17 protein-coding genes are annotated in these 22406 nt (G+C 72.9%); 10 read left to right on the top strand and 7 right to left on the bottom strand.

Going from position 1 to position 22406, the window contains the following annotated elements:
* Window positions 1-72 precede the first annotated feature (72 nt).
* Both AQJ58_RS04975 and AQJ58_RS43250 read left to right on the top strand, forming a co-directional pair.
* On the top strand, window positions 73-1776 hold the full coding sequence (locus AQJ58_RS04975) for a phosphatidylglycerol lysyltransferase domain-containing protein (protein ID WP_067245058.1): 1704 nt from the start codon (window positions 73-75) through the stop codon (window positions 1774-1776).
* Entirely contained in the window at window positions 1769-2491 is a 723-nt protein-coding gene (locus tag AQJ58_RS43250; protein ID WP_159056216.1) for a hypothetical protein, read from the top strand. The genes AQJ58_RS04975 and AQJ58_RS43250 overlap by 8 nt, the downstream gene beginning before the upstream one ends.
* Here AQJ58_RS43250 and AQJ58_RS04965 read toward each other — a convergent pair.
* Window positions 2488-3246 carry a hypothetical protein gene (locus tag AQJ58_RS04965; RefSeq protein ID WP_067245056.1) on the bottom strand — a complete coding sequence of 253 codons (759 nt, stop codon included), beginning with the start codon at window positions 3244-3246 and terminating at the stop codon, window positions 2488-2490. The two genes, AQJ58_RS43250 and AQJ58_RS04965, sit on opposite strands and share 4 nt — an antisense overlap.
* A 74-nt stretch (window positions 3247-3320) precedes the next feature.
* Here AQJ58_RS04965 and AQJ58_RS04960 point away from each other — a divergent pair, with 74 nt between their 5' ends.
* Complete coding sequence (locus AQJ58_RS04960) at window positions 3321-4103, top strand: adenosylcobinamide-GDP ribazoletransferase (protein WP_067245055.1); 783 nt, start codon at window positions 3321-3323, stop codon at window positions 4101-4103.
* On the opposite strand, the gene AQJ58_RS04955 is transcribed toward AQJ58_RS04960, so the two are convergent.
* The 4 genes from AQJ58_RS04955 to AQJ58_RS04940 all read right to left on the bottom strand — a co-directional run bounded on the left by AQJ58_RS04955 (window position 4100) and on the right by AQJ58_RS04940 (window position 10055).
* Entirely contained in the window at window positions 4100-4930 is an 831-nt protein-coding gene (locus AQJ58_RS04955; protein ID WP_067245053.1) for an endo alpha-1,4 polygalactosaminidase, read from the bottom strand. The two genes, AQJ58_RS04960 and AQJ58_RS04955, sit on opposite strands and share 4 nt — an antisense overlap.
* Complete coding sequence (locus tag AQJ58_RS04950; protein WP_234359955.1) at window positions 4927-6375, bottom strand: hypothetical protein; 1449 nt, start codon at window positions 6373-6375, stop codon at window positions 4927-4929. The genes AQJ58_RS04955 and AQJ58_RS04950 overlap by 4 nt, the downstream gene beginning before the upstream one ends.
* Window positions 6372-7889 (bottom strand): GT4 family glycosyltransferase PelF, encoded by a 1518-nt coding sequence (gene pelF, locus AQJ58_RS04945; RefSeq protein WP_067245052.1) that lies wholly within the window; start codon window positions 7887-7889, stop codon window positions 6372-6374. The genes AQJ58_RS04950 and pelF overlap by 4 nt, the downstream gene beginning before the upstream one ends.
* A gap of 129 nt (window positions 7890-8018) precedes the next feature.
* The gene (locus tag AQJ58_RS04940; protein ID WP_234359954.1) at window positions 8019-10055 is read right to left on the bottom strand and encodes a hypothetical protein; all 2037 of its coding nucleotides are present in this window, start codon (window positions 10053-10055) and stop codon (window positions 8019-8021) included.
* Window positions 10056-10446: 391 nt separating this feature from the next.
* Here AQJ58_RS04940 and AQJ58_RS04935 point away from each other — a divergent pair, with 391 nt between their 5' ends.
* The 7 genes from AQJ58_RS04935 (at window position 10447) to AQJ58_RS04905 (ending at window position 21079) form a co-directional block, all read left to right on the top strand.
* The gene (locus tag AQJ58_RS04935) at window positions 10447-11973 is read left to right on the top strand and encodes a leucyl aminopeptidase (RefSeq protein WP_067245050.1); all 1527 of its coding nucleotides are present in this window, start codon (window positions 10447-10449) and stop codon (window positions 11971-11973) included.
* Between the two features lie 372 nt (window positions 11974-12345).
* A complete protein-coding gene (lpdA, locus tag AQJ58_RS04930) occupies window positions 12346-13734 on the top strand; it encodes a dihydrolipoyl dehydrogenase (protein ID WP_067245048.1) in 1389 nt (462 codons plus the stop codon).
* Between the two features lie 60 nt (window positions 13735-13794).
* Entirely contained in the window at window positions 13795-15567 is a 1773-nt protein-coding gene (gene sucB / locus AQJ58_RS04925) for a 2-oxoglutarate dehydrogenase, E2 component, dihydrolipoamide succinyltransferase (RefSeq protein ID WP_067245046.1), read from the top strand.
* Window positions 15568-15823: 256 nt separating this feature from the next.
* Entirely contained in the window at window positions 15824-16447 is a 624-nt protein-coding gene (locus tag AQJ58_RS04920; protein WP_055632373.1) for a GntR family transcriptional regulator, read from the top strand.
* Window positions 16448-16732: 285 nt separating this feature from the next.
* Window positions 16733-19435: a pyruvate dehydrogenase (acetyl-transferring), homodimeric type gene (aceE, locus tag AQJ58_RS04915; RefSeq protein WP_067245044.1), complete on the top strand. Its 2703-nt coding sequence runs from the start codon at window positions 16733-16735 to the stop codon at window positions 19433-19435.
* Between the two features lie 96 nt (window positions 19436-19531).
* On the top strand, window positions 19532-20503 hold the full coding sequence (locus AQJ58_RS04910; RefSeq protein ID WP_067245042.1) for a helix-turn-helix transcriptional regulator: 972 nt from the start codon (window positions 19532-19534) through the stop codon (window positions 20501-20503).
* A gap of 57 nt (window positions 20504-20560) precedes the next feature.
* Entirely contained in the window at window positions 20561-21079 is a 519-nt protein-coding gene (locus tag AQJ58_RS04905) for a DUF4240 domain-containing protein (RefSeq protein ID WP_067245041.1), read from the top strand.
* Window positions 21080-21092: 13 nt separating this feature from the next.
* On the opposite strand, the gene AQJ58_RS04900 is transcribed toward AQJ58_RS04905, so the two are convergent.
* Together AQJ58_RS04900 and AQJ58_RS04895 are read right to left on the bottom strand one after the other, a co-directional pair.
* Window positions 21093-21350 (bottom strand): hypothetical protein, encoded by a 258-nt coding sequence (locus tag AQJ58_RS04900; protein ID WP_067245039.1) that lies wholly within the window; start codon window positions 21348-21350, stop codon window positions 21093-21095.
* Window positions 21347-22309: a peptidoglycan recognition protein family protein gene (locus AQJ58_RS04895; protein WP_420712128.1), complete on the bottom strand. Its 963-nt coding sequence runs from the start codon at window positions 22307-22309 to the stop codon at window positions 21347-21349. Before AQJ58_RS04895 ends, AQJ58_RS04900 begins: the two co-directional genes overlap by 4 nt.
* Between the last annotated feature and the right edge of the window lie 97 nt (window positions 22310-22406).

The following is a 22406-nucleotide window of genomic DNA, read 5'->3' as shown; positions in this document are numbered from 1 at the left end:
CGGCACCTGCCCGGCTGCGCCGTCGTGGCTTAGCGCCGCCGTGGCGGAAAAGGGGACATATCATCCCCTCCTATGGGAAACGCCCGGGTCGCCGCCGTCTTCGCCGTCTGGTATCTGCGTGCCGTCGCCTTCGTCAACTTCCTCAGCGCGGTCTGGGTCTCCCTGGGTCAGGACGTGCGGCGGCACAACCAGGAGGACCTGTTCACGCCGTATCTGCTGACCGCCGGCTTCGCGTCCGGTGTGTTCACGGCGTTCCTGGCGATCACCATGCGGCGCCGCAAGCGCGCCGCGTGGATCCTCAACCTCGGGCTCGGCGGGGCCTTCCTCGCGCTGCTCGCCTTCGCCATGGTGTTCCCCGAGATCCGGCGGCACCCGCAGAACTGGGTGTCGCTGGTGCTGACCGCCGCCTTCGTGGGCACGCTGGTGCTCGGGCGGCGGGAGTTCTACGCCAAGGGCGACCGGGCCAACCCGAGACTCGCGGTGACCGTCGCCGCCGGGGGGCTGCTCGTCGCGTCGCTGCTCGCTGCCCTGCTGGTGACGGCGACCAACCAGGACCGGGGTCACTCCACCTTCGCCGAACGCTGGCGCTACGGAACCCTCCGCCTCGTCTCGATCACCGACTTCCGCTCCCCCGGCATCGCCCCGCCGAACTGGGTCGACGTCACCGTCAACGTGCTGAGCACGGCCCTCGTCCTCGCCGTCCTGTACGCGGCCTTCCGCTCCCGGCGGGCCGTGGACCCGCTCACCGAGGACGACGAGAAACGCCTGCGGGAGCTGCTCGACCGGCACGGCGAGCGGGACTCGCTCGGGTACTTCGCGCTGCGCCGGGAGAAGAGCGTGCGCTGGTCGCCGACCGGGAAGGCGGCCGTCGCCTACCGGGTGGTCGGCGGGGTGTCCCTGGCCTCGGGGGACCCGCTCGGCGACCCCGAGGCCTGGCCGGGGGCGATCGAGCCGTGGCTCGCCGAGGCACGGGCGCACGGGTGGATCCCGGCGGTGATGGGGGCGGGCGAGGAGGCCGGGACGGTGTACGCCCGGCACGGGCTGGACGCCCTCGAACTCGGCGACGAGGCGATCGTCGAGGTCGCCGACTTCACGCTGGAGGGGCGGGCCATGCGGACGGTCCGGCAGGCGTACAACCGGGTCCGCCGCGCCGGGTACACGGTCCGGGTACGGCGGCACGAGGACATCCCGGCCGAGGAGCTGGCGCATCTCCTGCGCCGGGCCGACGACTGGCGGGACGGGCCCACCGAGCGCGGGTTCAGCATGGCGCTGGGGCGGCTCGGGGACCCCGAGGACGGGCGCTGCGTGATGCTGGAGTGCACGGACGCGCACGGCGAGCTGCGCGCGCTGCTCTCCTTCGTGCCCTGGGGCCCGCAGGGGCTCTCCCTCGATCTGATGCGGCGCGACCGGGACTGCGACAACGGCCTGATGGAGTTCATGGTGATCGACCTCCTCCGGCGGGCCCGGGAGGTCGGGATCACCCAGGTCTCGCTCAACTTCGCCATGTTCCGCTCGGTCTTCGAACGGGGCGCGCGGCTGGGCGCCGGGCCGGTGCTGAGGCTGTGGCGGTCCCTGCTGAGCTTCTTCTCCCGCTGGTGGCAGATCGAGTCGCTGTACCGCGCCAACGCCAAGTACCGGCCCATCTGGGAGCCCCGGTTCCTCCTCTTCGAGAAGAGCGCCGACCTGCCCCGCATCGCCCTGGCGTCGGCCCGGGCCGAGGGCTTCCTGACGACCCGGCCCACGGCGCCTGGGCTGCCGAAGGGCACCCGTGGGTGACGGGTCGTCGGTGCGGCGTCGGGTCGCCCGGTGGGCCCGCGCCGAGTGGGGACCCCTGTACGCGGCCGTGCGCAGGCCCCTGGTGCGGCGGCGGTGGCGGGCGGTGCCGATGACGCTCGCGGCGGTGTGTCTGACGTCGGTCCTCCAGCTCGTGCAGAACCGGTCCTGGGGCTACGGGCCGGTGCAGGACCTGGGTGCCGTCCGGGCCGCGGACCCCCTCTGGCTCGCCCTCCTGCGCACTCCGCTCTCGCTCTTCGTCCCCGCCCTCGACCTGCCGGTCTGGGGTGCCCTCGCCCAGCTCCTGCTGGTGTTCGGGCTCGCGGAGATCTGCCTGGGCCGCCGGCGCACCCTGGCCGTGGCCTACGTCGCGACCCTCGCCGGCACCCTGTACGCCCGCGCGGCCGTCGCCCTGGACACCCTCCCCGCCACCGACGCCCAGGTGATCGACACGGGCCCGTCGGCGGCGGTGGTGGGCCTGGCGGTGTACCTGGGCCGGCGCTATCGGGCGTACATGACGGCGGCGGCGGTGGCCGCGGCGATAGTGCTGGAGGTCGCCGTGAAGAACAACCTGGCGGGCAAGGAGCACCTGGCGGCGATGGCGGCGGTGGCTTTACTGGGCGCGGCACGATGTCCCACCAAAGGGGCGCGGGGAACTGCGCGAGCAACCACGCCGACGCGGCAGCCGCACCAGGACAAGCACCCCCACTCTCACTAGGCGCCCTTGCGCGAAAGCTCCGCGTCCGTCTTCCCCCCGAGCCAGTCCCCCAGCACCCGCCCCGGCCCGATCCAGCGCCGGTCGTGCCGGTACGCCCGCAGCAGCGCCCGGGCCCGAGCGCGCGGCCGGCGCCGGTAGAAGCGCCGCGCCCAGGGCGACCCGGGCCGGGCCAGCCGCACCAGGCCGACCAGCCCGATGAACGGGACGAACACGCTGAACACGGCCATCTTGATCTTGCCCTTGAACAGCACGGTCAGCGACAGCAGGAAGTTCACGGCGACGGTCACCAGCACGGTCCCCCGGTCCTGGAGCTCCGCGTCGCTCATGTCGTTCACCCCGAACGGCGCCGACCCCACCAGCAGCAGCCCCCCGAGGGCGGCCGTCAGCACCACCGCCTCCACGCTCTTGCGCCCCGCCTCCGTCCAGTACACGTCGTCGAGGTGCAGGATCAGCGCGAACTCGTCGAGGACGAGCCCCGCCCCGATGCCGAAGACCACCGCGAAGACCCCGGAGCCGAAGCCGCGCACCCCGCTCGCCACCGCGCCGAAGCCGCCCGCGACGATCAGGACGACGCCGGGGACGACGTGGTGGATGTGCACCCCGCCGGAGCTGACGTTGCCGAAGGGGCCCTTGCCCGCCCGGATCATGCGGGTGATCACCCGGGTGATCAGGAAGGTGAGGACGAAGGCGGTCAGGGCGAGGAGCAGGGGGAGTTTGCCCGGCTCGACGATGTTGCGCTGCCACCAGTCGCCCATGCCTCCCAGTGTCGCGGGAGGTGGGGTGGGCTGCCTCACGGGAACGGCGTCCGGGCTAGTCTGCCGCCGTGTCCATGACCCCTCCACCGCTGCACGGTCTCCGCTTCGCCTTCGGCACCCTCACCGTGCTCCCCGTACGGGTGAGCCGCTGGGACCGGGAGGCGGCGCGCGGCGGCATGCTGTGCGCACCCCTGGTCGGGCTGGTCGTGGGGGGCGGTGCGGCGGGCCTCGGTCTGCTGCTGCTCCTCCTCGGCGCGGGCCCGCTGCTCGCCGCCGTCGGCTCCGCCGCCGTACCCGCCGTGCTCACGCGCGGGCTGCATCTCGACGGGCTGGCCGACACGGCGGACGGTCTGGGCAGCGGCAGGCCCGCCGAGGACGCGCTGCGGATCATGAAGCAGTCGGACATCGGGCCGTTCGGGGTGCTCACGCTGGTGTTCGTGCTGCTCGCGCAGGTGGCGGCGCTGGCCCGGCTGTACGACGGCTCGTGGGCCCGGGGCGCGGTCGCGGCCGTCGTCTCGGCGGTGGCGGCCCGCCTCGCCCTCACCCTGGCCGCCCGGGCGGGCGTCCCGCCGGCCCGGCCGGAGGGCCTGGGCGCGGCGGTGGCGGGCGTGGTCCCGGTCCCGGCCGCCCTGACGCTGACCGCGGCCCTCACGGCCGCCGCGGCGGCCTGCGGGGCCCTCGCGGGCGCCCCCGACGCCGTCCGCACCCCCCTCGCGCTGCTGGCCGCACTGGCCGGCGCCGAACTGCTCCGACGCCACTGCACCCGCCGCTTCGGCGGAGTGACGGGAGACGTGTTCGGCGGGGTGGCGGAGACCGCGGCGACGACGGCCCTGGTGGCCCTGACGCTGGGTGGCTAGCAGCTCTCGCGCCACGGCCCCAGCTCGTACTTCTTGCGCAGCGAACTCAGTTTCAGGCGCCGGGACTCGGCGCAGAAGTCGTCGGTCCGGAGTTCGTACTCGACGTGGAAGACCGCCTTGCCGGCCTCGATGAACGGGGTCGTGTCCGCGCACTCGTCGTACTGCGCGCACTGCTCGTTGACCGCGAAGTCGAAGTCGTCGACGAGTGCGGGGATCTGGTCGAGGTCGTTCTTCAGGCCGACGGACATGCCCCGTTCGTGGGCGAGGCGGGCGAGCAGCCGGTTGTAGCGGAGCTGGTCCGCCGCCTTCAGCGGGAAGCCGGTGGTGTTCTTGTAGCCGTCCATGTTGTCCGGCTCGACCGCGTCGAAGCCCTTGTCCCGGCACATGTCGAGGCGCGCCGCCATCAGGGGTTCGAGGACGTCCACCGCTCGGATGTCGAGCCAGCGCTCGCCCTTCCAGCCGTTGCCCTCGCCGATCACCGCCTTCGGGAAGTCGCCGGCGTCCGGGCGCCAGTCCTCCCAGGCTCCGGTGGACAGGTAGCAGATGACCTTGCGGCCGTCCCGGTGCAGGGCGGCGACGGTCTCCTCGGAGTGGTCGAAGCCGTCGATGTCGTACACCGGCACGTCCACGGAGGTGTCCAGCCGGCCGCTGAGCTGCCACTGCCAGTCGGTGCCGGGCCGCGGCTGCCAGCGCTTCGCCGCGGACGCGCCGCCGGTCGACGGGCCGTCGCCTTCGTCGCCGCCGTCGCCGCCGCCGTCGGAGGCCGTCGTGCAGCCCGTGAGCAGCAGGAGCAGGGACGCGGTCGCGAGGAGGGATCGCGTGTTCATCGGTGGGCCGTCGCTCTTCCCAGGAGTGTGCGGACCAGCAGCGCCTGGACGGCGGCCGCCGTTGCGTACACCGTAAGGGCCACCCCGTGCGGGTCGGCCTGGCGGGTGAGCAGGGCGACGGTCTGGGCGACGGCCGCGGCGCAGCAGACGGCGGCCGGGCCGCGGACCGCGCCGAAGGACTGGAGCAGCAGCCCGGTCCACAGCACCACGCCCAGCAGGAGCAGGTCCGCGAGGCGTACGGCGGTGAGGGCGGGGGTGTCCGGCCACAGCGCGGTGGCGCTCAGGCCGAGGGCCAGGAGGACCAGCAGGTAGGCGGTGAGGCACGCGGCGCCGGTGCGCAGGGTCGCCCGCCGGAAGGCGTGCGGGGTGCCCGTGGTGCGCAGTCCGGCCAGGCTGCCGCTGCGGAAGCGGTACAGCAGCCATTCGGCGGGGCCCATGCTGAGGGTGAGCGCCACGGCCGACGGGGCGGCGAGCGCACCGTGCTCCCGCCCGGCCAGGAGGTCGCCGAGGGCCGCGTACAGGACGAGGGCGCCGCTGCCGAGGCCGAACAGGGCGTACGGCAGGGAGGCCGCTGCGGCGGGGGCGTCGGCCCCGGAGGCCGGCGCGCGGACGGCGGGGGCGACGGAGAGCAGCCCGAGCAGCATCACCGCGGTCAGGGAACCCACCAGCAGGGCCAGGGCGAGGGGGTCGGGGACGGGGCGGGCGAGGGCCAGGAGGGCGCCCGCCGTCAGTGGGGTCAGGGCGGCCAGCAGGGCCCGTTCGCGGCCGAGGACGAGCAGGGTGGTGGAGGCGCCGAGGTAGCAGGACTGGCCGGCGGCGAAGAGCACGGCCGCCCCGTCCGCGGGCCCGGCGAAGAGCGGCGGGACCAGCGCGCCGAGCAGGGCGCCCACCGGGGCCCCGACGAGGAGGCAGCGCCGGGCGGCCGCGCGCTCGCCGAGACCCAGCCAGGCGTACGCCCGGTGCGCCAGGCCCTGGTTCCAGGTCCAGCCGAACAGCGCGCCGGCCAGCAGGGGAACCGTGCCCGGCGGCAGTCCGAGGGCGCCGGGCGGGCCGGTGAGCAGCGGGGCGCCGAGGACATACGCGAGGCCGGGCAGGGCGAAGAGGAGCCCGCGCAGGAGGCAGGCGGGCAGGCCGATCCGCCAGGGGTCGTGCGGGGGTGCGTCGGGTTCCGGGTGGTGGCGCGGGACGCGGGCGTAGAGCTCCTCGGCGAGTGCGAAGGAGTCGCGCACGCCGTAGCGTTCGCGGATCTGGTCGTCGGAGAGGCCGTCGGACTCCAGCACCGCGGCTATCTCGTCCGGGTGGACGGCGGCGGCCGCGCAGTCGCCGAGCTGTGCGGCGAGTCGGTCGACCGGGTCGGGGGCGGCCCCGGAGGGGGTCGCCGCGGTGCGCTGGTGGGGGACGAGCGGGGGTGCGGCCGTCTCGCGGCCGCCGTTCGTGCGGTTCACCAGAGCGTCCCGTCCGTGGCCACGGCCCGGTACCACGGGTCGCGCAGTTCCTCGGTCCAGTCGGCGACCGTCTCGACGCCGGGTTCGTAGACGTCCAGGCCCGCGAGTTCCTGGTAGATCGTGCGGAAGTGGTCGACCGAACGGCGGAGCGTGAACCGGTCGATGACCCGCTGCCGGGACAACTCCCCCAGCTTCAGGCGTCGTTCGTCGTCCTGGAGGAGGGTCAGGGCGGCCGCGGCGAGCTTCTCCGGCTCGCGCGGCGGGACGACCAGACCGGTGTCGCCGACGGCCTCGCGCACTCCGCCGACGTCCGTCGACACCGTCGTACGGCCGCAGGACATGGCCTCGATGAGGGAGAACGGGAAGCCCTCGGAGATCGAGGACAGCATCACGAGATGGCCGGCGGCGTAGGCGCGCGAGACGTCGGTGACACGGCCCTCGAAGGTGACACCGTCGGTGACGCCGAGTTCGGCGGCGAGCTTGGCCAGCCGGGTCGCGTACACCTCGCAGCCGGGGGACACCGGGCCGAACAGCCTCAGCCGGGTGTCGGGGAGTTCGGCGCGGACGGCGGCGTAGGCGCGCAGCAGGGTCTCCAGGTCCTTGATGGGGTCGATGCGGCCGCACCAGGCCAGGGTGGGCACGTCGGGCTCGGGTCCGGCGTGCGGGAAGGCGTGCGGGTCGACGCCGTTGTAGACCGTGCGGATCTTCCGCGGGTCGGCGCCGCCGCGCTCCTCCCAGCGGCGGTTGTACTGGCTGCAGGGGGTGATGAGGTCCGCCGCGCGGTAGCCGAGGGAGTTCAGGGCGCGGTGGAAGCCGAGCATGAAGGCCTTCACCGGCCAGCGCCGGGGATCGCGGCGGCTGCCGAGGTAGCGCTCGCGCAGATAGATGCCGTGCTCGGTGAGGAGGAACGGCACGCCGTCGAAGTGGCGGGCGGCAAGGGCGGGCAGGGTGGCGAGGCCGCTGCTGACGGCGTGTGCGACCGAGTCGGCGGGGACCCGGAAACCCAGCGGGCGCAGGGCGTGTTCCAGCAGGTCGACGGCGGTGAGCGCGTCGTGCACGGTGGGGGCGGCGGCCGCTGTGGGCAAGTGCGGCAGGGTCCAGGTCGCCAGCAGGGAGCGCAGCGCGGTCTCGGTGCGCAGGGCCGCGGTCAGCCGGCCCTCGCGGGCGAGTGCGGCCAGCTCGTAGAGGCTTTCGCCGAAGTCGCAGGGCGAGGCGGGGTCGAGGATCGAGAGCAGCAGGCGTTCGAGGGCGTCGCCGAAGCGGCGCAGGTCCCTGCCGTACGGCGGCCGTCGGCGGCCGGGGCGCGGGCCCCAGGTCGGCACGGAGCTGTGCCGGCGGACGTTGGGCGGCAGTTCCCAGGTCACGGGTTCGCGGCCGCTGCCGGAGAGCGAGACGACGTGGAAGTCGACTTCCGGCATGCCCTTGACGAGTTGGTCGCACCAGGTGCTGACGCCTCCGTGGACGAGCGGGTAGGTGCCTTCGGTGAGCATGGTGACGCTTCGGCCTGTGCGCATGGCTGCGCCGCTTCCCCCTGTGGTGGTGCGGATGATGTGGGGGGAACCGCGGACCGGAGCCCGGGTGCGGGTCCGTCGTGGCCGGTCGCGCAGTTCCCCGCGCCCCTTTCGGGGCGCTGTCGTCGGTGGTTACGGCAGCTTGAGCGTGACCGCGGTCTGGAGGCCGTTCGGCGTGGTCCAGTCCGAGCGGCGGCCGGCGTACGGCGTGCCGAAGACGGAGCCGCCGATGAGCTGCTGCTTCCTGGTGCCCTCGGGTGCCGTGACCGGGATCTGGGTGCCGTTCGGCGCGGTGATGGTCACCGTGTTGCCGATGCGGTACGCGGTCACCTTGTTGGCGGCGACGGCGGCCTGCCAGGCGGCGCGGCGCTGGAGTTCGGTGCCGATGGCGCTCTGGCGGAGGTTCTCCACGGGGGTGTTGTCGGCGAACAGGGCCTTGTAGTCGGCGAGGACCTTGTCCATGACCGGGTAGAGGAGACGGTCCTCGGCCAGGTTGGACTGGTGGGCGTAGTGCGGCCGCGGGTCGTTGCTGATGACGTGGCCCAGGTCGGTGCGGGCCTCCTGCGGGACGATGACGTCGTCGTAGCCGGTGGCCGTGTCCAGCGGCTGGGAGAGGCAGGTGGAGGAGGCGTTGCCCTCGCAGACACCGCTGCCGCCGTCGGCCCTGGAGGTGTAGATCCAGTTGTACTCGTCGGCCATCTCCGCCTTGGTGCCCGTGTTGTAGTACACGTTCATCGGGTAGCGCGGAACGGTCGACGCCTTCCCGACGGAACGCTGGTCGGGCTCGCGCGAGTTGTCGGACGCGATCCACTTGACGCCGTTGTCGGAGAGGGCGCCGGCGAGGTTGGGGTTGTCGTTCGGCTGCTGCGGCAGGGTCTTGAGGCCCGAGTGCTCGCCGGTGACCAGTTCGGTGCGGTCGACGGGCAGGCCCTTGGCCGCCGCCCAGTCGTTGTTGTCGCGGATCTGCGCGGAGATGTCGGCGCGGCTCATGTACTGCGTCGAGCCGTCGGCGTTCTTCGCGCAGCTCCACGGCACGGTGGAGGTGTCCTGCACACAGCCGAGGAACGGGTGGGTGTAGGTGTGGTTGATCCAGCGGTACTCGCCCTTGTCGGCGAGGAGCCGGTCGGCCATGGCGTCGGTGCCGCCGTTCTCGGTCTTCCACTCCTCCCCGGCGCCGGCGTTGTACACCAGGTCCATGGTGAAACCGTGGTCCCGCTGCCACTGGGCGGCGTAGGCCGCGTCGTCGGCCGTCATCCGGATCGGGGTCTCGCTGTCGCCCCCGCCGCCGACGCAGTCGATGTCGCCGGGCGTGCAGTTGCGCGCGGCGTCCCAGCGGGCGTCGGGCGCGAACACGTCGTCGACGTGGACGGCGAAGTAGTTGCGGGCCTGGCCCAGGTGGATGCCCTGGGTGAGCCACTCGACGATGCCGCGGGCGAGCAGCCGGAACTGCTGCTGGTACTGGTTGTAGGCGAACGTCACGACCAGCTCGCGGCGTCCGTCGTGGGCGTACTCGCCGACCAGGCTGCCGGTGCCGCCGCCCCCGGGCAGCGGTGCGTCGACATAGCTGGTGTAGCCGGCCCTGGGCGCCGCCAGGTAGCCGTAACTCTCGCCGATCGTGGGCGAGTTGTCCTCGAAGGTGAAGCCGCCGTCGAGGTAGCCGAACCAGCCGGCCTTGCCGGCCGTGGTCACGGACGCCTCCCGCCCGTCGAGGGAACCGGAGTAGTTCGCGTACTCCAGGCCGACCTCGGGGTGCGCCCAGGTGTAGGCGTCGACCTGCGGGATGCCGTACGTCCTCTCGTACGTCTCCAGCGCGGTCTGCTCGGCTGAACCGGCCCCGAACGGTGCCTCGTTGGGCAGTACGACGCCCTGGAACCGGGCCCGCGCGGTCCCGTTCACCGTGTCGGCCAGGAAGGCCGCGGTAATCGTCGGCCGGCTCGCGGAGTTCAGGTCGACGACGGTGTACGGGATGCCGGTGCTCTTCAGCTGGGCGGTGATGGCCTGCACGGGGGTGTCCCCGTTGTCCACGACCAGGACCCTCAGGTCGATCCGCGGCTCCCCTGCCGCGGTGGCGCCGGGTGCCGCCCCCAGACTCAGCGCCGTCAGCCCCGCGGCCGCCATGAAGGCGGCGGCGTTCTTGGCGTTTCTCCACATGTGCGCACGCTGCGCCATGGTGTGTCCTCCCCCAGAGATGGATCTCCGCGCGCGGGCAGCAGGCATGGCTGTGCCGATACGGCGAAGGATCCGTGGAAATCGTGCGAAACAGCGAAGTGATCTCTTCGCCGGAACCCGACGAGTGTGACCCACCTCATGGAGTGCCAGGATCCAGAAATGGCTACGACGCCACAGACAGGTGAACGCTCGCGTGCATGAGCGAATGCGCGGGCACGCGTAGGCTCGTTGCGGGGTTCGTCACGCCGGTTCGCCGCGCCGATGCGACGCACCCCGGACCCGACCGCGTCTCCGGCCGCGATCAGACACCGTCTAGGGTCTGCTGCCGGGCCCGGTCGACCCACACATCCCGGCCACAGCAACTCCACATCGGAAGCGAGATTTCACCACCGTGACTGCTCTCACTCTCAGCACCGCCGCGGCGCCCGGCCTTCGGGCCGACGCGATCGTGATCGGTGTCGCCAAGGGCGTAAAGGGCCTGATCGTTGCCCCGGGCTCCGAGCCCGTCGACCAGGCCTACGACGGCCGCCTCGCCGGCGTGCTGGAAACCCTCGGCGCCACCGGCGCCGAGGGCGAGGTGACGAAGCTGCCCGCCCCGGCCGGCTTCAAGGCGCCGCTCGTGCTCGCGGTGGGGCTCGGCGGGGAGCCCGAGAAGGACGCCTCCTACGACGCCGAGGCGCTGCGCAGGGCGGCCGGCGTGGCCGCCCGCGCCCTCACCGGCTCCAAGAAGGCCGCCTTCGCCCTGCCCCTGACGGACGCCGCCGACCTCGGCGCGGTCGCCGAGGGCGTGCTGCTGGGCGCCTACTCCTTCGACGCCTACAAGCAGAACGGCGCCGACGCCAAGGCGAAGAGCGCCAAGGCGCCGCTCGCCGAGGCCGCCCTGCTCGGCGGGAAGCCGCGCGACGCCGCCCACAAGGCCGCGCTCGCCCGTGCCACCGCCGTCGGCGAGGAGCTCAACCGGGCCCGGGACCTCATCAACATGCCGCCGAACGACCTCGACCCCGAGGCGTTCGCCACCCTGGCGCAGACCGCCGCCAAGGAGCACGGCATCAAGGTCCAGGTGCTCGACGAGAAGGCCCTCGCCAAGGGCGGCTACGGCGGCATCCTGGGCGTCGGCGGCGGCTCCGCCGCGGCTCCGCGCCTGGTCAAGCTGTCGTACACCTCCTCGAAGGCGGACAAGCACCTCGCCTTCGTCGGCAAGGGCATCACCTACGACTCGGGCGGCATCTCGCTGAAGCCGGCCGGTCACAACGAGACGATGAAGTGCGACATGAGCGGGGCGGCGGCGGTCTTCGCCGCCGTGATCGCCGCCGCGCGGCTCGGCCTCGAGGTCAACGTCACCGGCTGGCTGGCGCTGGCCGAGAACATGCCGTCCGGCACCGCCACCCGCCCGGGTGACGTGCTGCGCATGTACAGCGGCAAGACCGTGGAGGTGCTGAACACCGACGCGGAGGGCCGGCTGGTCCTCGCCGACGCGCTGTGGGCGGCGTCCCAGGAGAAGCCGGACGCGATCGTCGACGTGGCGACGCTGACCGGCGCGATGATGCTGGCGCTGGGCAGCCGGACGTTCGGTGTCATGGCCAACGACGACGCGTTCCGCACCGCGGTGTACGAGGCCGCCGAGGAGGTCGGCGAGCCGGCCTGGCCGATGCCGCTGCCGGAGCACCTGCGCAAGGGCATGGACTCCCCCACCGCCGACATCGCGAACATGGGTGAGCGGATGGGCGGCGGGCTGGTGGCCGGGCTGTTCCTGCGGGAGTTCGTGGGCGAGGGGATCACCTGGGCGCACCTGGACATCGCCGGGCCCGCGTTCAACGAGGGCGGCCCCTTCGGGTACACGCCGAAGGGCGGCACGGGGACGGCTGTGCGGACGCTGGTGCGCCTCGCCGAACTGACCGCGGCGGGTGAGCTGGGCTAGGTGCCCGAGCCGGGGGACTGTGCGCCTGATCACTCGGTTCCACCCGTCCGCGGGGCGGGCGGAGGGCCGTGTGCGGCCGGTCGCGCAGTCCCCCGCGCCCCTGGTGGGGACCGGTCACGCCCGTCACCAGGGAACCCAGCCGGTCACGCCCGCCCGGCGGAGCGGCGGACCGACCCGGCCCCGCGCCCCCCGGGTTGCGAGACGTGGGGCGTCTCACATAGGTGCCCCGTGTCTCGTCGGCCTCCGACAAGTGCGAGGATGGGGCTCGGCAGGACAGGGCCCCCACACAGGGCCGAAGAAAGAGCGGCCGGACACCAGCCGCCGGCGGTCAGCGACGACCGGCGCACGGCGCACATGCATGGAGGACGTGACGTGGCGAACGACGCCAGCACCGTTTTCGACCTAGTGATCCTCGGCGGTGGTAGTGGCGGTTACGCCGCGGCCCTGCGCGGGGCGCAGCTGGGCCTGGACGTCGCCCTGATCGAGAAGGACAAGGTCGGCGGCACCTGCCTGCACCGGGGCTGCATCCCCACCAAGGCCCTGCTGCACGCGGGCGAGATCGCCGACCAGGCGCGCGAGAGCGCCCAGTTCGGCGTCAAGGCCACGTTCGAGGGCATCGACATCGCCGGGGTCCACAAGTACAAGGACGGGGTCATCTCCGGCCTGTACAAGGGGCTCCAGGGGCTCGTCGCCTCCCGCAAGGTGACCTACATCGAGGGTGAGGGCCGGCTGTCCTCCCCCACGTCCGTCGACGTCAACGGACAGCGGATCCAGGGCCGTCACGTCCTGCTGGCGACCGGCTCCGTGCCGAAGTCGCTGCCGGGTCTGGAGATCGACGGCAACCGGATCATCTCCTCCGACCACGCCCTCGTCCTGGACCGCGTGCCGCAGTCCGCGATCATCCTGGGCGGCGGCGTCATCGGCGTCGAGTTCGCCTCCGCGTGGAAGTCGTTCGGCGCGGACGTCACCGTCATCGAGGGTCTGAAGCACCTCGTCCCGGTCGAGGACGAGAACAGCTCCAAGCTGCTGGAGCGCGCCTTCCGCAAGCGCGGCATCAAGTTCAACCTGGGCACCTTCTTCTCGAAGGCCGAGTACACCGCCGACGGCGTCAAGGTCACCCTGGCCGACGGCAAGGAGTTCGAGGCCGAGATCCTGCTGGTCGCGGTCGGCCGCGGCCCGGTCTCCGCCGGTCTCGGCTACGAGGAGCAGGGCGTCGCGATGGACCGCGGCTATGTCCTGGTCGACGAGTACATGCGGACGAACGTCCCCACCGTCTCCGCCGTCGGCGACCTCGTCCCGACGCTCCAGCTCGCGCACGTCGGCTTCGCCGAGGGCATCCTGGTGGCGGAGCGCCTGGCCGGTCTGAAGACCGTCCCGATCGACTACGACGGCGTCCCGCGGGTGACGTACTGCCACCCCGAGGTCGCCTCCGTGGGCATCACCGAGGCCAAGGCCAAGGAGATCTACGGCGCGGACAAGGTCGTCGCTCTGAAGTACAACCTGGCGGGCAACGGCAAGAGCAAGATCCTGAACACCGCGGGCGAGATCAAGCTCGTCCAGGTCAAGGACGGCGCCGTCGTCGGCGTCCACATGGTCGGCGACCGCATGGGCGAGCAGGTCGGCGAGGCCCAGCTGATCTACAACTGGGAGGCGCTGCCGGCCGAGGTCGCCCAGCTCATCCACGCCCACCCGACGCAGAACGAGGCGCTCGGCGAGGCCCACCTGGCCCTCGCGGGCAAGCCGCTGCACGCGCACGACTGACCCCTCGGTCGACGAAGCGACGACACAGACTTCCGCAACTCGTAAGGAGCAACCGAAACCATGGCGGTTTCCGTAACCCTTCCGGCGCTCGGCGAGAGCGTCACCGAGGGCACCGTCACCCGCTGGCTGAAGGCCGAGGGTGAGCGCGTAGAGGCCGACGAGCCGCTGCTCGAGGTCTCCACCGACAAGGTCGACACCGAGATCCCCGCGCCCGCCGCGGGCATCCTGGCGTCCATCAAGGTCGCCGAGGACGAGACCGTCGAGGTGGGCGCCGAGCTGGCGATCATCGACGACGGCACCGGCGCCCCGGCCGCCGCCCCGGCCCCGGCCGCCGAGCCGGTCGCCGCTCCGGCTCCCGAGCCGGCTCCGGCCGCCCAGCCCTCCACCGAGCAGGCCGCCCCCGCCCCGGCGCCCACGGCCGAGGCCACCGCCGGCGCCGGCTCCGCGCAGGGCACGGACGTGGTCCTGCCCGCGCTCGGCGAGTCCGTCACCGAGGGCACCGTCACCCGCTGGCTGAAGGAGGTCGGCGAAGAGGTCGCGGAGGACGAGCCCCTGCTCGAGGTCTCCACGGACAAGGTCGACACCGAGATCCCGGCGCCGGTCGCCGGTGTCCTGCTGGAGATCGTCGTCGGTGAGGACGAGACCGCCGAGGTCGGCGCCAAGCTCGCCGTCATCGGCGCCCCGGGCGCGGCTCCGGCCCCGGCCGCCCCGGCGCCGGCGCCCGCCGCCGCTGCCCCGGCCCCGGCCGCTCCCGCCGCTCCGGCCCCGGCCCCGGCTGCTCCGGCCGCCCCGGCCGCCGCCGCCCCCGCGCCGGTCCAGCCCGCGGCCCCGGCTCCGGCCGCTCCGGCCCCGGTCGCCCCGGCGCCCGTGGCGCCCGCGCCCGCCGCCGCCCAGCCCGCCGACGAGGGTGCCTACGTCACCCCGCTGGTGCGCAAGCTCGCCGCCGAGAACGGCGTCGACCTGGGCTCCGTCAAGGGCACCGGCGTCGGCGGCCGTATCCGCAAGCAGGACGTCATCGCCGCCGCCGAGGCCGCGAAGGCCGCCGCCGCCCCGGCCCCGGCCGCCGCCGCTCCGGTCGCCGCCAAGAAGGCCCCGGCGCTGGAGGTCTCGCCCCTGCGCGGCCAGACCGTGAAGATGCCCCGCATCCGCAAGGTCATCGGCGACAACATGGTCAAGGCGCTGCACGAGCAGGCGCAGCTGTCCTCGGTCGTCGAGGTCGACGTCACCCGTCTGATGCGCCTGCGCGCCCAGGCCAAGGACTCCTTCGCCGCGCGCGAGGGCGTCAAGCTCTCCCCGATGCCGTTCTTCGTGAAGGCGGCGGCCCAGGCGCTGAAGGCCCACCCGGTCATCAACGCCAAGATCAACGAGGCCGAGGGCACGATCACCTACTTCGACTCCGAGAACGTCGGGATCGCGGTGGACTCGGAGAAGGGCCTGATGACCCCGGTCATCAAGGGCGCCGGCGACCTCAACATCGCGGGTATCGCCAAGGCCACGGCCGACCTGGCCGGCAAGGTCCGCGGCAACAAGATCACCCCGGACGAGCTGTCCGGCGCGACCTTCACCATCTCCAACACCGGTTCGCGCGGCGCGCTCTTCGACACGATCATCGTGCCGCCGGGCCAGGTCGCGATCCTCGGCATCGGTGCCACGGTGAAGCGTCCGGCCGTCATCGAGACGGAGGAGGGCACGGTCATCGGCGTCCGCGACATGACGTACCTGACCCTGTCCTACGACCACCGTCTGGTCGACGGCGCCGACGCGGCCCGTTACCTGACCGCGGTCAAGTCGATCCTGGAGGCGGGCGAGTTCGAGGTCGAGCTCGGCCTCTGAGCCACCTGATCACGCGGTACGGCGCCCCGCCCGGGCTCACCCGGGCGGGGCGCCGCTTTTTGGCGTACGACCCGCACCCGCGCCCGCCCGACGACACCGCCTCCCACCCTCTCAAGGCGCCCCCGACAACCGTGTGCGCCATGTCTCACCTGCGTAAAAGCGCCCCCGCCCGCCTGACCGGCGGCGCGAACCGGCCGTATTGTCTAAACGTCAACGCCCCCGGGGCCCAAGGGCGGCCCCTGCCTAAGGAGCACTCATGACCGCGCCCGTCGTCCACTCGCTGCGCGAGCAGATCCGCGAGCACATCGTGGAGGGGATCGTCAGCGGGCGCTGGAAGCCGGGCGAGCGGATCGTGGAGCGGCGGATCGCCACCGAGCTGGAGGTCAGCCAGACCCCGGTGCGCGAGGCGCTGCGCGAGCTGGAGAGCCTGCGGCTGATCGAGTCGGCGCCGAACAAGGGCGTCCGGGTCCGCAACCTGACCGCGGCCGACCTGGAGGAGAGCTACCCGGTGCGGGCCGGTCTGGAGGCCATCGCCGCCGAGCTGGCGGCCCAGCGGCTGGCCGAGGACTGCTCGGCGCTGGAGCCGCACGTGGCCGCGCTCTACGAGGCCGACCGCAACGCCGACGGCACCGCCCAGGTCCGCCACACGGTCGGCTTCCACCGCGAGCTGGTCAGGGCCGCCGGCAATTCGGTGCTCCTGCACACCTGGGAGGGCCTCGGCATCGAGGTGTTCACCGCGCTGTCCATCCGCTGGCTGGGCACGGTCCAGCAGTCGTACGCGGAGGAGCACGAGGAGCTGGTGCAGGCGTTCCGCCGCCGGGACCCGAGGATCGCGGAGCTGGTGAAGGCGCACGTCCTCGGCTGCGCGCCGCGTGCCTAGTGACCGCGCTGGTCCAGTGGAGCGTACACGCGCTCATGCGTGGGCCCTCACCTGCGAAAACGCCCGATATAAGCGGCACCGGGTGCCTGTCCGAAAGACACCCCGTGCCGACTTTCTCGTAATCGAGAGGTTTTTCCCTTCAACCCTTTGATCGATCATCGATCAGGGAGTTAGAGTCGCCGACGGGCTCCCACCGGGGCCCTCAGCCCTGTCCTGCCAAAGACCAAGGGCACCCCCGAACCCTTACCGATGAGGGAACCCCCTTCGACTGAGGAAGGCGGCGACATGACCGACCCCAACGCCATCCAGCCCAGCGAGCTCGACCAGCTCCCCGACCGGGACCCGGAGGAGACCGCCGAGTGGCAGGCCTCGCTGGACGCGGTCGCCAAGGCGGCCGGCCCGCACCGTGCCGCGTACCTGATGCGCCGCACGCTGGAGAGGGCGGAGGGCAACGGCATCGCGCTGCCGAAGCTCCTCGAGACCGACTACGTCAACACCATCCCCACCGCCGCCGAGCCCTCCGTGCCCGGTGACGAGGAGATGGAGCGGAAGATCACCGCGTGGAACCGCTGGAACGCGGCGGCCATGGTGACCCGCGGCGCGAAGTACGGCGTCGGCGGCCACATCGCCACCTTCGCCTCCGCGGCCTGGCTCTACGAGACCGGCTTCAACCACTTCTTCCAGGGCAAGGAGGCCGACGGGTCCGGCGACCAGCTCTACATCCAGGGCCACGCCTCCCCCGGCATCTACGCCCGCGCCTTCCTCGACGGCCGGCTGACCGAGTCCCACCTGGACAACTTCCGCCGTGAGGCCGGGGGCAACGGCCTGCCGTCCTACCCGCACCCGCGCCGGCTGCCCTGGCTGTGGGAGTTCCCGACCGTCTCCATGGGCCTCGGCCCGCTGTCGGCGATCTACCAGGCCCGGTTCAACCGGTACCTGACCAACCGCGGCATCAAGGACGTCTCCGCGTCCCACGTCTGGGCCTTCCTCGGCGACGGCGAGATGGACGAGCCGGAGTCGACCGCCGCACTCGCCCTCGCCTCCCGCGAGGGTCTGGACAACCTGACCTTCGTCATCAACTGCAACCTGCAGCGCCTCGACGGTCCGGTCCGCGCCAACTTCAAGATCGTGCAGGAGCTGGAGGCCCAGTTCCGCGGCGCCGGCTGGAACGTGATCAAGACGCTGTGGGGCAACGCCTGGGACGAGCTGTTCCGGCTCGACACCACGGGTGCGCTCGTCCGTCGGCTGCGCGAGGTACCGGACGCCCAGGTCCAGACGTACCAGACCCGCGACGCCGCCTACATCCGCCAGGACTTCTTCGGCAAGGACCCGGCGCTCGTCGAGATGGCCAAGCTGCTGTCCGACGACAAGATCCTCGAGTGTTTCCACCTCTCGCGCGGTGGCCACGAGGCGCGCAAGGTCTACGCCGCCTACAAGGCCGCCGTCGAGTTCAAGGGCGCGCCCACCGTGATCCTGGCGCAGACGGTCAAGGGCCACACCCTCGGCGAGGGCTTCGCGTCGAAGAACGCCAACCACCAGATGAAGAAGCTGACGGTGGACGAGTTCAAGGCGATGCGCGACCTGCTCGAACTGCCCATCAAGGACAGCGACTTCACCGACGGCGTGGTGCCCTACGGCCACCCGGGCGCCGACTCCCCCGAGGTCCGCTACCTCCAGGAGCGCCGCGCGGCCCTCGGCGGCCCCGCCCCGGCCCGCCGGGTGCACCCGCTGGCCCCGCTGCCCGCCCCGGCCGAGAAGGCGTTCACCTCGTTCGACAAGGGCTCCGGCTCCCAGAACGTGGCCACCACCATGGCCTTCGTCCGCCTGATCAAGGACCTGGTCAGGGACAAGGAGACCGGGAAGCGCTGGGTGCCGATCGTCCCGGACGAGGCGCGCACCTTCGGCATGGAGTCGCTGTTCCCCTCGCTCGGCATCTACTCCCCCAAGGGGCAGACGTACGAGCCGGTCGACCGCGACCAGCTGATGTACTACAAGGAGGCCGAGAACGGCCAGATCCTCAACGAGGGGATCACCGAGGCCGGTTCGATGGCCGACTTCATCGCCGCGTCCACCGCGTACTCCACGCACGGCGAAGCGATGATCCCGTTCTACATCTTCTACTCGATGTTCGGCTGGCAGCGCACCGCCGACCAGATGTGGCAGCTCGGCGACCAGCTCGGCCGCGGCTTCCTCGTCGGCGCCACCGCGGGCCGTACGACGCTGACGGGCGAGGGTCTCCAGCACGCCGACGGCCACTCCCCGGTCATCGCCGCGACCAACCCCGCCGCACTGACGTACGACCCGGCGTTCGCCTACGAGATCGCCGTGATCGTCAAGGACGGTCTGCGCCGGATGTACGGCGAGTCCGCCCCGGGCGAGGACCCGAACGTCTTCTACTACCTGACGGTCTACAACGAGCCGCTGCCGCAGCCCGCGAAGCCGGCCGGCCCCCGTGTCGACGAGGGTGTCCTCAAGGGCCTGTACCGCTTCAACACGGCGGAGTCGGCGGGCCTGTCCCCGGCGGCGAACGCCCCGCGCATCCAGCTGCTCGGCTCCGGCACGGCGATCCACTGGGCTCTTCAGGCACAGAAGCTGCTCGCCGAGGAGTGGGGCGTGGCCGCCGACGTGTGGTCCGCGACCTCCTGGTCCGAGCTGCGCCGGGACGCCCTGGAGGCCGACGCGGCGCTGCTGCGCGGCGAGGAGCGCATCCCGTACCTCCGCCAGGCGCTTCAGGGTGCCGAGGGCCCGGTGCTCGCGGTCTCCGACTACATGCGCCAGGTCCCGGACCAGATCGCGCAGTGGGTGGAGCAGGACTGGTCCTCGCTGGGCGCGGACGGCTTCGGCCTCTCCGACACCCGTGAGGGCGCCCGCCGCCACTTCGGCGTGGACGCCCAGTCGGTGGTCGTCGCGGCCCTGGCCCAGCTCGCCCGGCGCGGCGAGGTCAAGGCCACCGCGGTGAAGGAGGCGCGCGAGCGCTACGGCCTGTAGCAGCCGGCGGCCGTCGTAGGTCACGGTTTAGGGAAGGGGTGTGCGGCGACCGCCGTACGCCCCTTCCCGGTGCGCGGGCCCCGGCATCATGACCGTATGCGCGCTGCCCGCCTCATCAAGATGGTGCTGCTCCTGCAATCCCGCCCCGCCATGACCGGCGCCGAGCTGGCGCGGGAGCTCGAGGTGTCCGAGCGGACCGTCACCCGGGACGCGCAGGCGCTGTCGGAGGCGGGCGTCCCGGTGTACGCGGAGCGGGGGCGGGCCGGTGGCTACCGGCTGGTCGGCGGGTACCGGACGGGGCTGACCGGGCTGGCCCGCAGTGAGGCGGAGGCGCTGTTCCTGAGCGGGGTGCCGGGGGCGCTGCGGGAGATGGGGCTGGAGGACGCGGCGTCGGCGGCCCGGCTGAAGGTGTCCGCTGCGCTGCTGCCCTCGCTGCGGGACGCCCCGAAGGCGGCGGCGCAGCGGTTCCATCTGGACGCGCCCGCGTGGTTCCGGGAGCCGGAGACCCCGGGGGCGCTGGCGGCGCTCGCGGAGGCGGTGTGGGACGACCGGTGTGTGCGGGCGCGCTACCGGCGCGGGGAGGCCGAGGCCGAGCGGGAGCTGGAGCCGTACGGGCTCGTCCTGAAGGCGGGGGTGTGGTACCTGTGCGCGCGGGTGGCCGGGACCTTCCGGACGTACCGGATCGACCGGTTCGTCGGGGTGGAGGGGCTGAAGGATCGTTTCATCCGGGATGAGGACTTCGATCTGCCGGGCTTCTGGGGCGAGCAGGCGGAGCGCTTCGCGCGCTCGATCCTGCGCGCCGAGGTCGTCGTACGGCTGTCGCAGGCCGGGCTGCGCGCGCTGGCGCACGCCGTGGATCCGGTGGCCGCCCGGGGCGCGCTGGCGACGGCCGGGGAACCCGACGCCCGGGGCTGGGTGACGCTGACGCTGCGGGTGGAGTCGGAAGACGTGGCGCACAGCCAGCTCACGGGGCTCGGCGCCGAGGCCGAGGTGGTCTCCCCCGAGTCCCTGCGGCGGCGGTTCGCCGAGGACGCGGGACGACTGGCGGAGTTGTACCGGCGGGCGTGACAATCCCCTGCACTCCGGGTGCGCCGCACCCCCGCAGGCACGATGCTTGGACCCGTGATGGACGAGTTGGAGTTCTGGGAGCTGGTGGACGCCTCCCGTACGGCCGCGGACGGCGACCCCGAGGAGCAGGCCGACCTGCTGGTGGAGCGGCTGATCCGGCTGGACCCGGAGTCCGTGCTCGACTTCGCCCGGCACTTCGAGTCCCGCTACAACCGCGCCTACACCTGGGACCTGTGGGGCGCCGCGTGGGTGCTCCTCGACGGGGCGAGCGACGACGCCTTCGACTTCTTCCGGTGCTGGCTGATCGGGCAGGGCCGGGAGACCTTCGAGGGCGCGGTGCACGATCCGGACGCGCTGGCGGAGCTGCTGGAGGAGTTCGACGAGGAGATCGACGGGGACGGGGAGGAGCTCGGGTACGCGGCCGACGAGGCCTACGAGCAGCTCACCGGGATCGTCGCCCCGGACCTCGGCATCGAGCCCGCGCCGTCCGAACCGGAGGGCACGCCCGTCGACTTCGAGAACGAGGCGGCGCTCGCCGAGCGCTTTCCCCGGCTGTGGGCCCGCTTCAAGGAGTGAGTGCCGGCGAGGCTCAGGGGGCGGTCCTGCGGCGGGTGCCGTCCGCCGGGATGTACGCCTGCGTCCCCTCGGCGCGCACCGCGTGGTGCAGCGGGGCCTTGTTGGCCTGTTCGAGGGCGGACGCGGTGACGGCCGCCGGGCCGAGGACCACCGCGGTGACGGCGCACAGGACCGCCCAGGGGCCGCGGGCCGTCCTGGTCCAGCCGGTGGTGGTCCGGCCGGCGACCGTCGGGCCGGTGGTGGTGCGCTCGCTCGTGTGACTGTTGTTCATCGTCCCCGCCTCCGGTCGTTCCCCGTGGTGTCGACCCTGACGTTAGGAGGCGGAAATGGGAGGACTCTGAATGCCGCCTGAGGTGTTCCTGTGAGCGTCCCCGAGGGCGCGGCGACGGGCTCCCGGCCCTGGAGCCGGGCGGCCGTGGCGCGGATCTCGGGGAGGCGGGCGGTGAGGGCGGCGCCGGGACAGCTCGTCATGTAGCCGTCGTTGTGGCCGGCCAGGGCGGGCAGGGTGGCGGTGGTGCCGGCGGCGTACCGGCTGAGGTTGTTGCTGGAGGTGAGGCGGGCCATGGTGCGCGGGTCGACGTCGGCGAGGCCGAGCTTCCAGGCGGTCAGCGCGGCGATCGCGTCGACCATGGGCTGCGGGACGGGCACCCCCGCGGTGAACGTGCCGAGGGCGGCGATCCCCGCGGTGCGGTGGTTGAAGCCCTGGGTGTGGGCGCCGGTGACGGGGCGGTCGACCCCGCCCGCGCGGCCCTCGTAGATGGTGCCGCAGCGGTCGACGAGGAAGTTGTAGCCGATGTCGTCCCAGTCGCGGGCGCCGGTCTGGCCCGTGTACAGGTAGCGGATGATGCGGGGCGCGTCGGCGCAGTCGTAGCCGTTGGGCGAGTCGGTGTGGTGGACGAAGACGGCGACGACCTTGTCGTCGTAGCGCGGCGGCGGCTGCCGGCGCCGGGTGCGGGCGTCCAGCCACACGGTGCGCGGCACGATCGGCGGCCGGACCGCGGTGTGCGGGGGCGCCGCCGGGCTGCGGGCCGGGGTGGGCAGCCCGGCGCGGGCGGCCGGCCGGGCCGTGACGAGGTGGTCGGCGCCGCCCGTGCACAGCACCAGGGCGGTGACGGCGGCGAACCCCGGCAGACAGCCCAGCAGCGCGAGGAGCGACCCCGGTATTCGCGCCGGGCGCCGTCCTCGTCGCGTTCCCCGGCTCCCGCGCGGGGCCGGTCGAAGGGCGCACATGGACCCACTGTCGGCCGGTTCCGTCCCGCCCGCGATGTGTGCTGTGCCACCTGGTGGAACCATCGTCCCCGTCCACGGCGTTCTGAGGGGTGCACGC

Origin of the sequence: Streptomyces sp. DSM 15324 (assembly GCF_001514285.1) — a bacterium.
Lineage (GTDB): Bacteria > Actinomycetota > Actinomycetes > Streptomycetales > Streptomycetaceae > Streptomyces.
This window is presented reverse-complemented; position numbering and strand designations above follow the sequence as displayed.

Excerpts from the sequence above, each read along its gene's own strand:
- AQJ58_RS04900 (WP_067245039.1), bottom strand. The coding sequence starts at position 21,350 with ATGAACAACAGTCACACGAGCGAGCGCACCACCACCGGCCCGACGGTC.
- AQJ58_RS04895 (WP_420712128.1), bottom strand. The coding sequence starts at position 22,309 with ATGTGCGCCCTTCGACCGGCCCCGCGCGGGAGCCGGGGAACGCGACGA.
- AQJ58_RS04920 (WP_055632373.1), top strand. The coding sequence starts at position 15,824 with ATGACCGCGCCCGTCGTCCACTCGCTGCGCGAGCAGATCCGCGAGCAC.
- pelF (WP_067245052.1), bottom strand. The coding sequence starts at position 7,889 with ATGCGCACAGGCCGAAGCGTCACCATGCTCACCGAAGGCACCTACCCG.
- AQJ58_RS04960 (WP_067245055.1), top strand. The coding sequence starts at position 3,321 with ATGACCCCTCCACCGCTGCACGGTCTCCGCTTCGCCTTCGGCACCCTC.
- AQJ58_RS04975 (WP_067245058.1), top strand. The coding sequence starts at position 73 with ATGGGAAACGCCCGGGTCGCCGCCGTCTTCGCCGTCTGGTATCTGCGT.
- sucB (WP_067245046.1), top strand. The coding sequence starts at position 13,795 with ATGGCGGTTTCCGTAACCCTTCCGGCGCTCGGCGAGAGCGTCACCGAG.
- AQJ58_RS04910 (WP_067245042.1), top strand. The coding sequence starts at position 19,532 with ATGCGCGCTGCCCGCCTCATCAAGATGGTGCTGCTCCTGCAATCCCGC.
- AQJ58_RS04940 (WP_234359954.1), bottom strand. The coding sequence starts at position 10,055 with ATGGCGCAGCGTGCGCACATGTGGAGAAACGCCAAGAACGCCGCCGCC.
- AQJ58_RS04965 (WP_067245056.1), bottom strand. The coding sequence starts at position 3,246 with ATGGGCGACTGGTGGCAGCGCAACATCGTCGAGCCGGGCAAACTCCCC.
- aceE (WP_067245044.1), top strand. The coding sequence starts at position 16,733 with ATGACCGACCCCAACGCCATCCAGCCCAGCGAGCTCGACCAGCTCCCC.
- AQJ58_RS04955 (WP_067245053.1), bottom strand. The coding sequence starts at position 4,930 with ATGAACACGCGATCCCTCCTCGCGACCGCGTCCCTGCTCCTGCTGCTC.
- AQJ58_RS04905 (WP_067245041.1), top strand. The coding sequence starts at position 20,561 with ATGGACGAGTTGGAGTTCTGGGAGCTGGTGGACGCCTCCCGTACGGCC.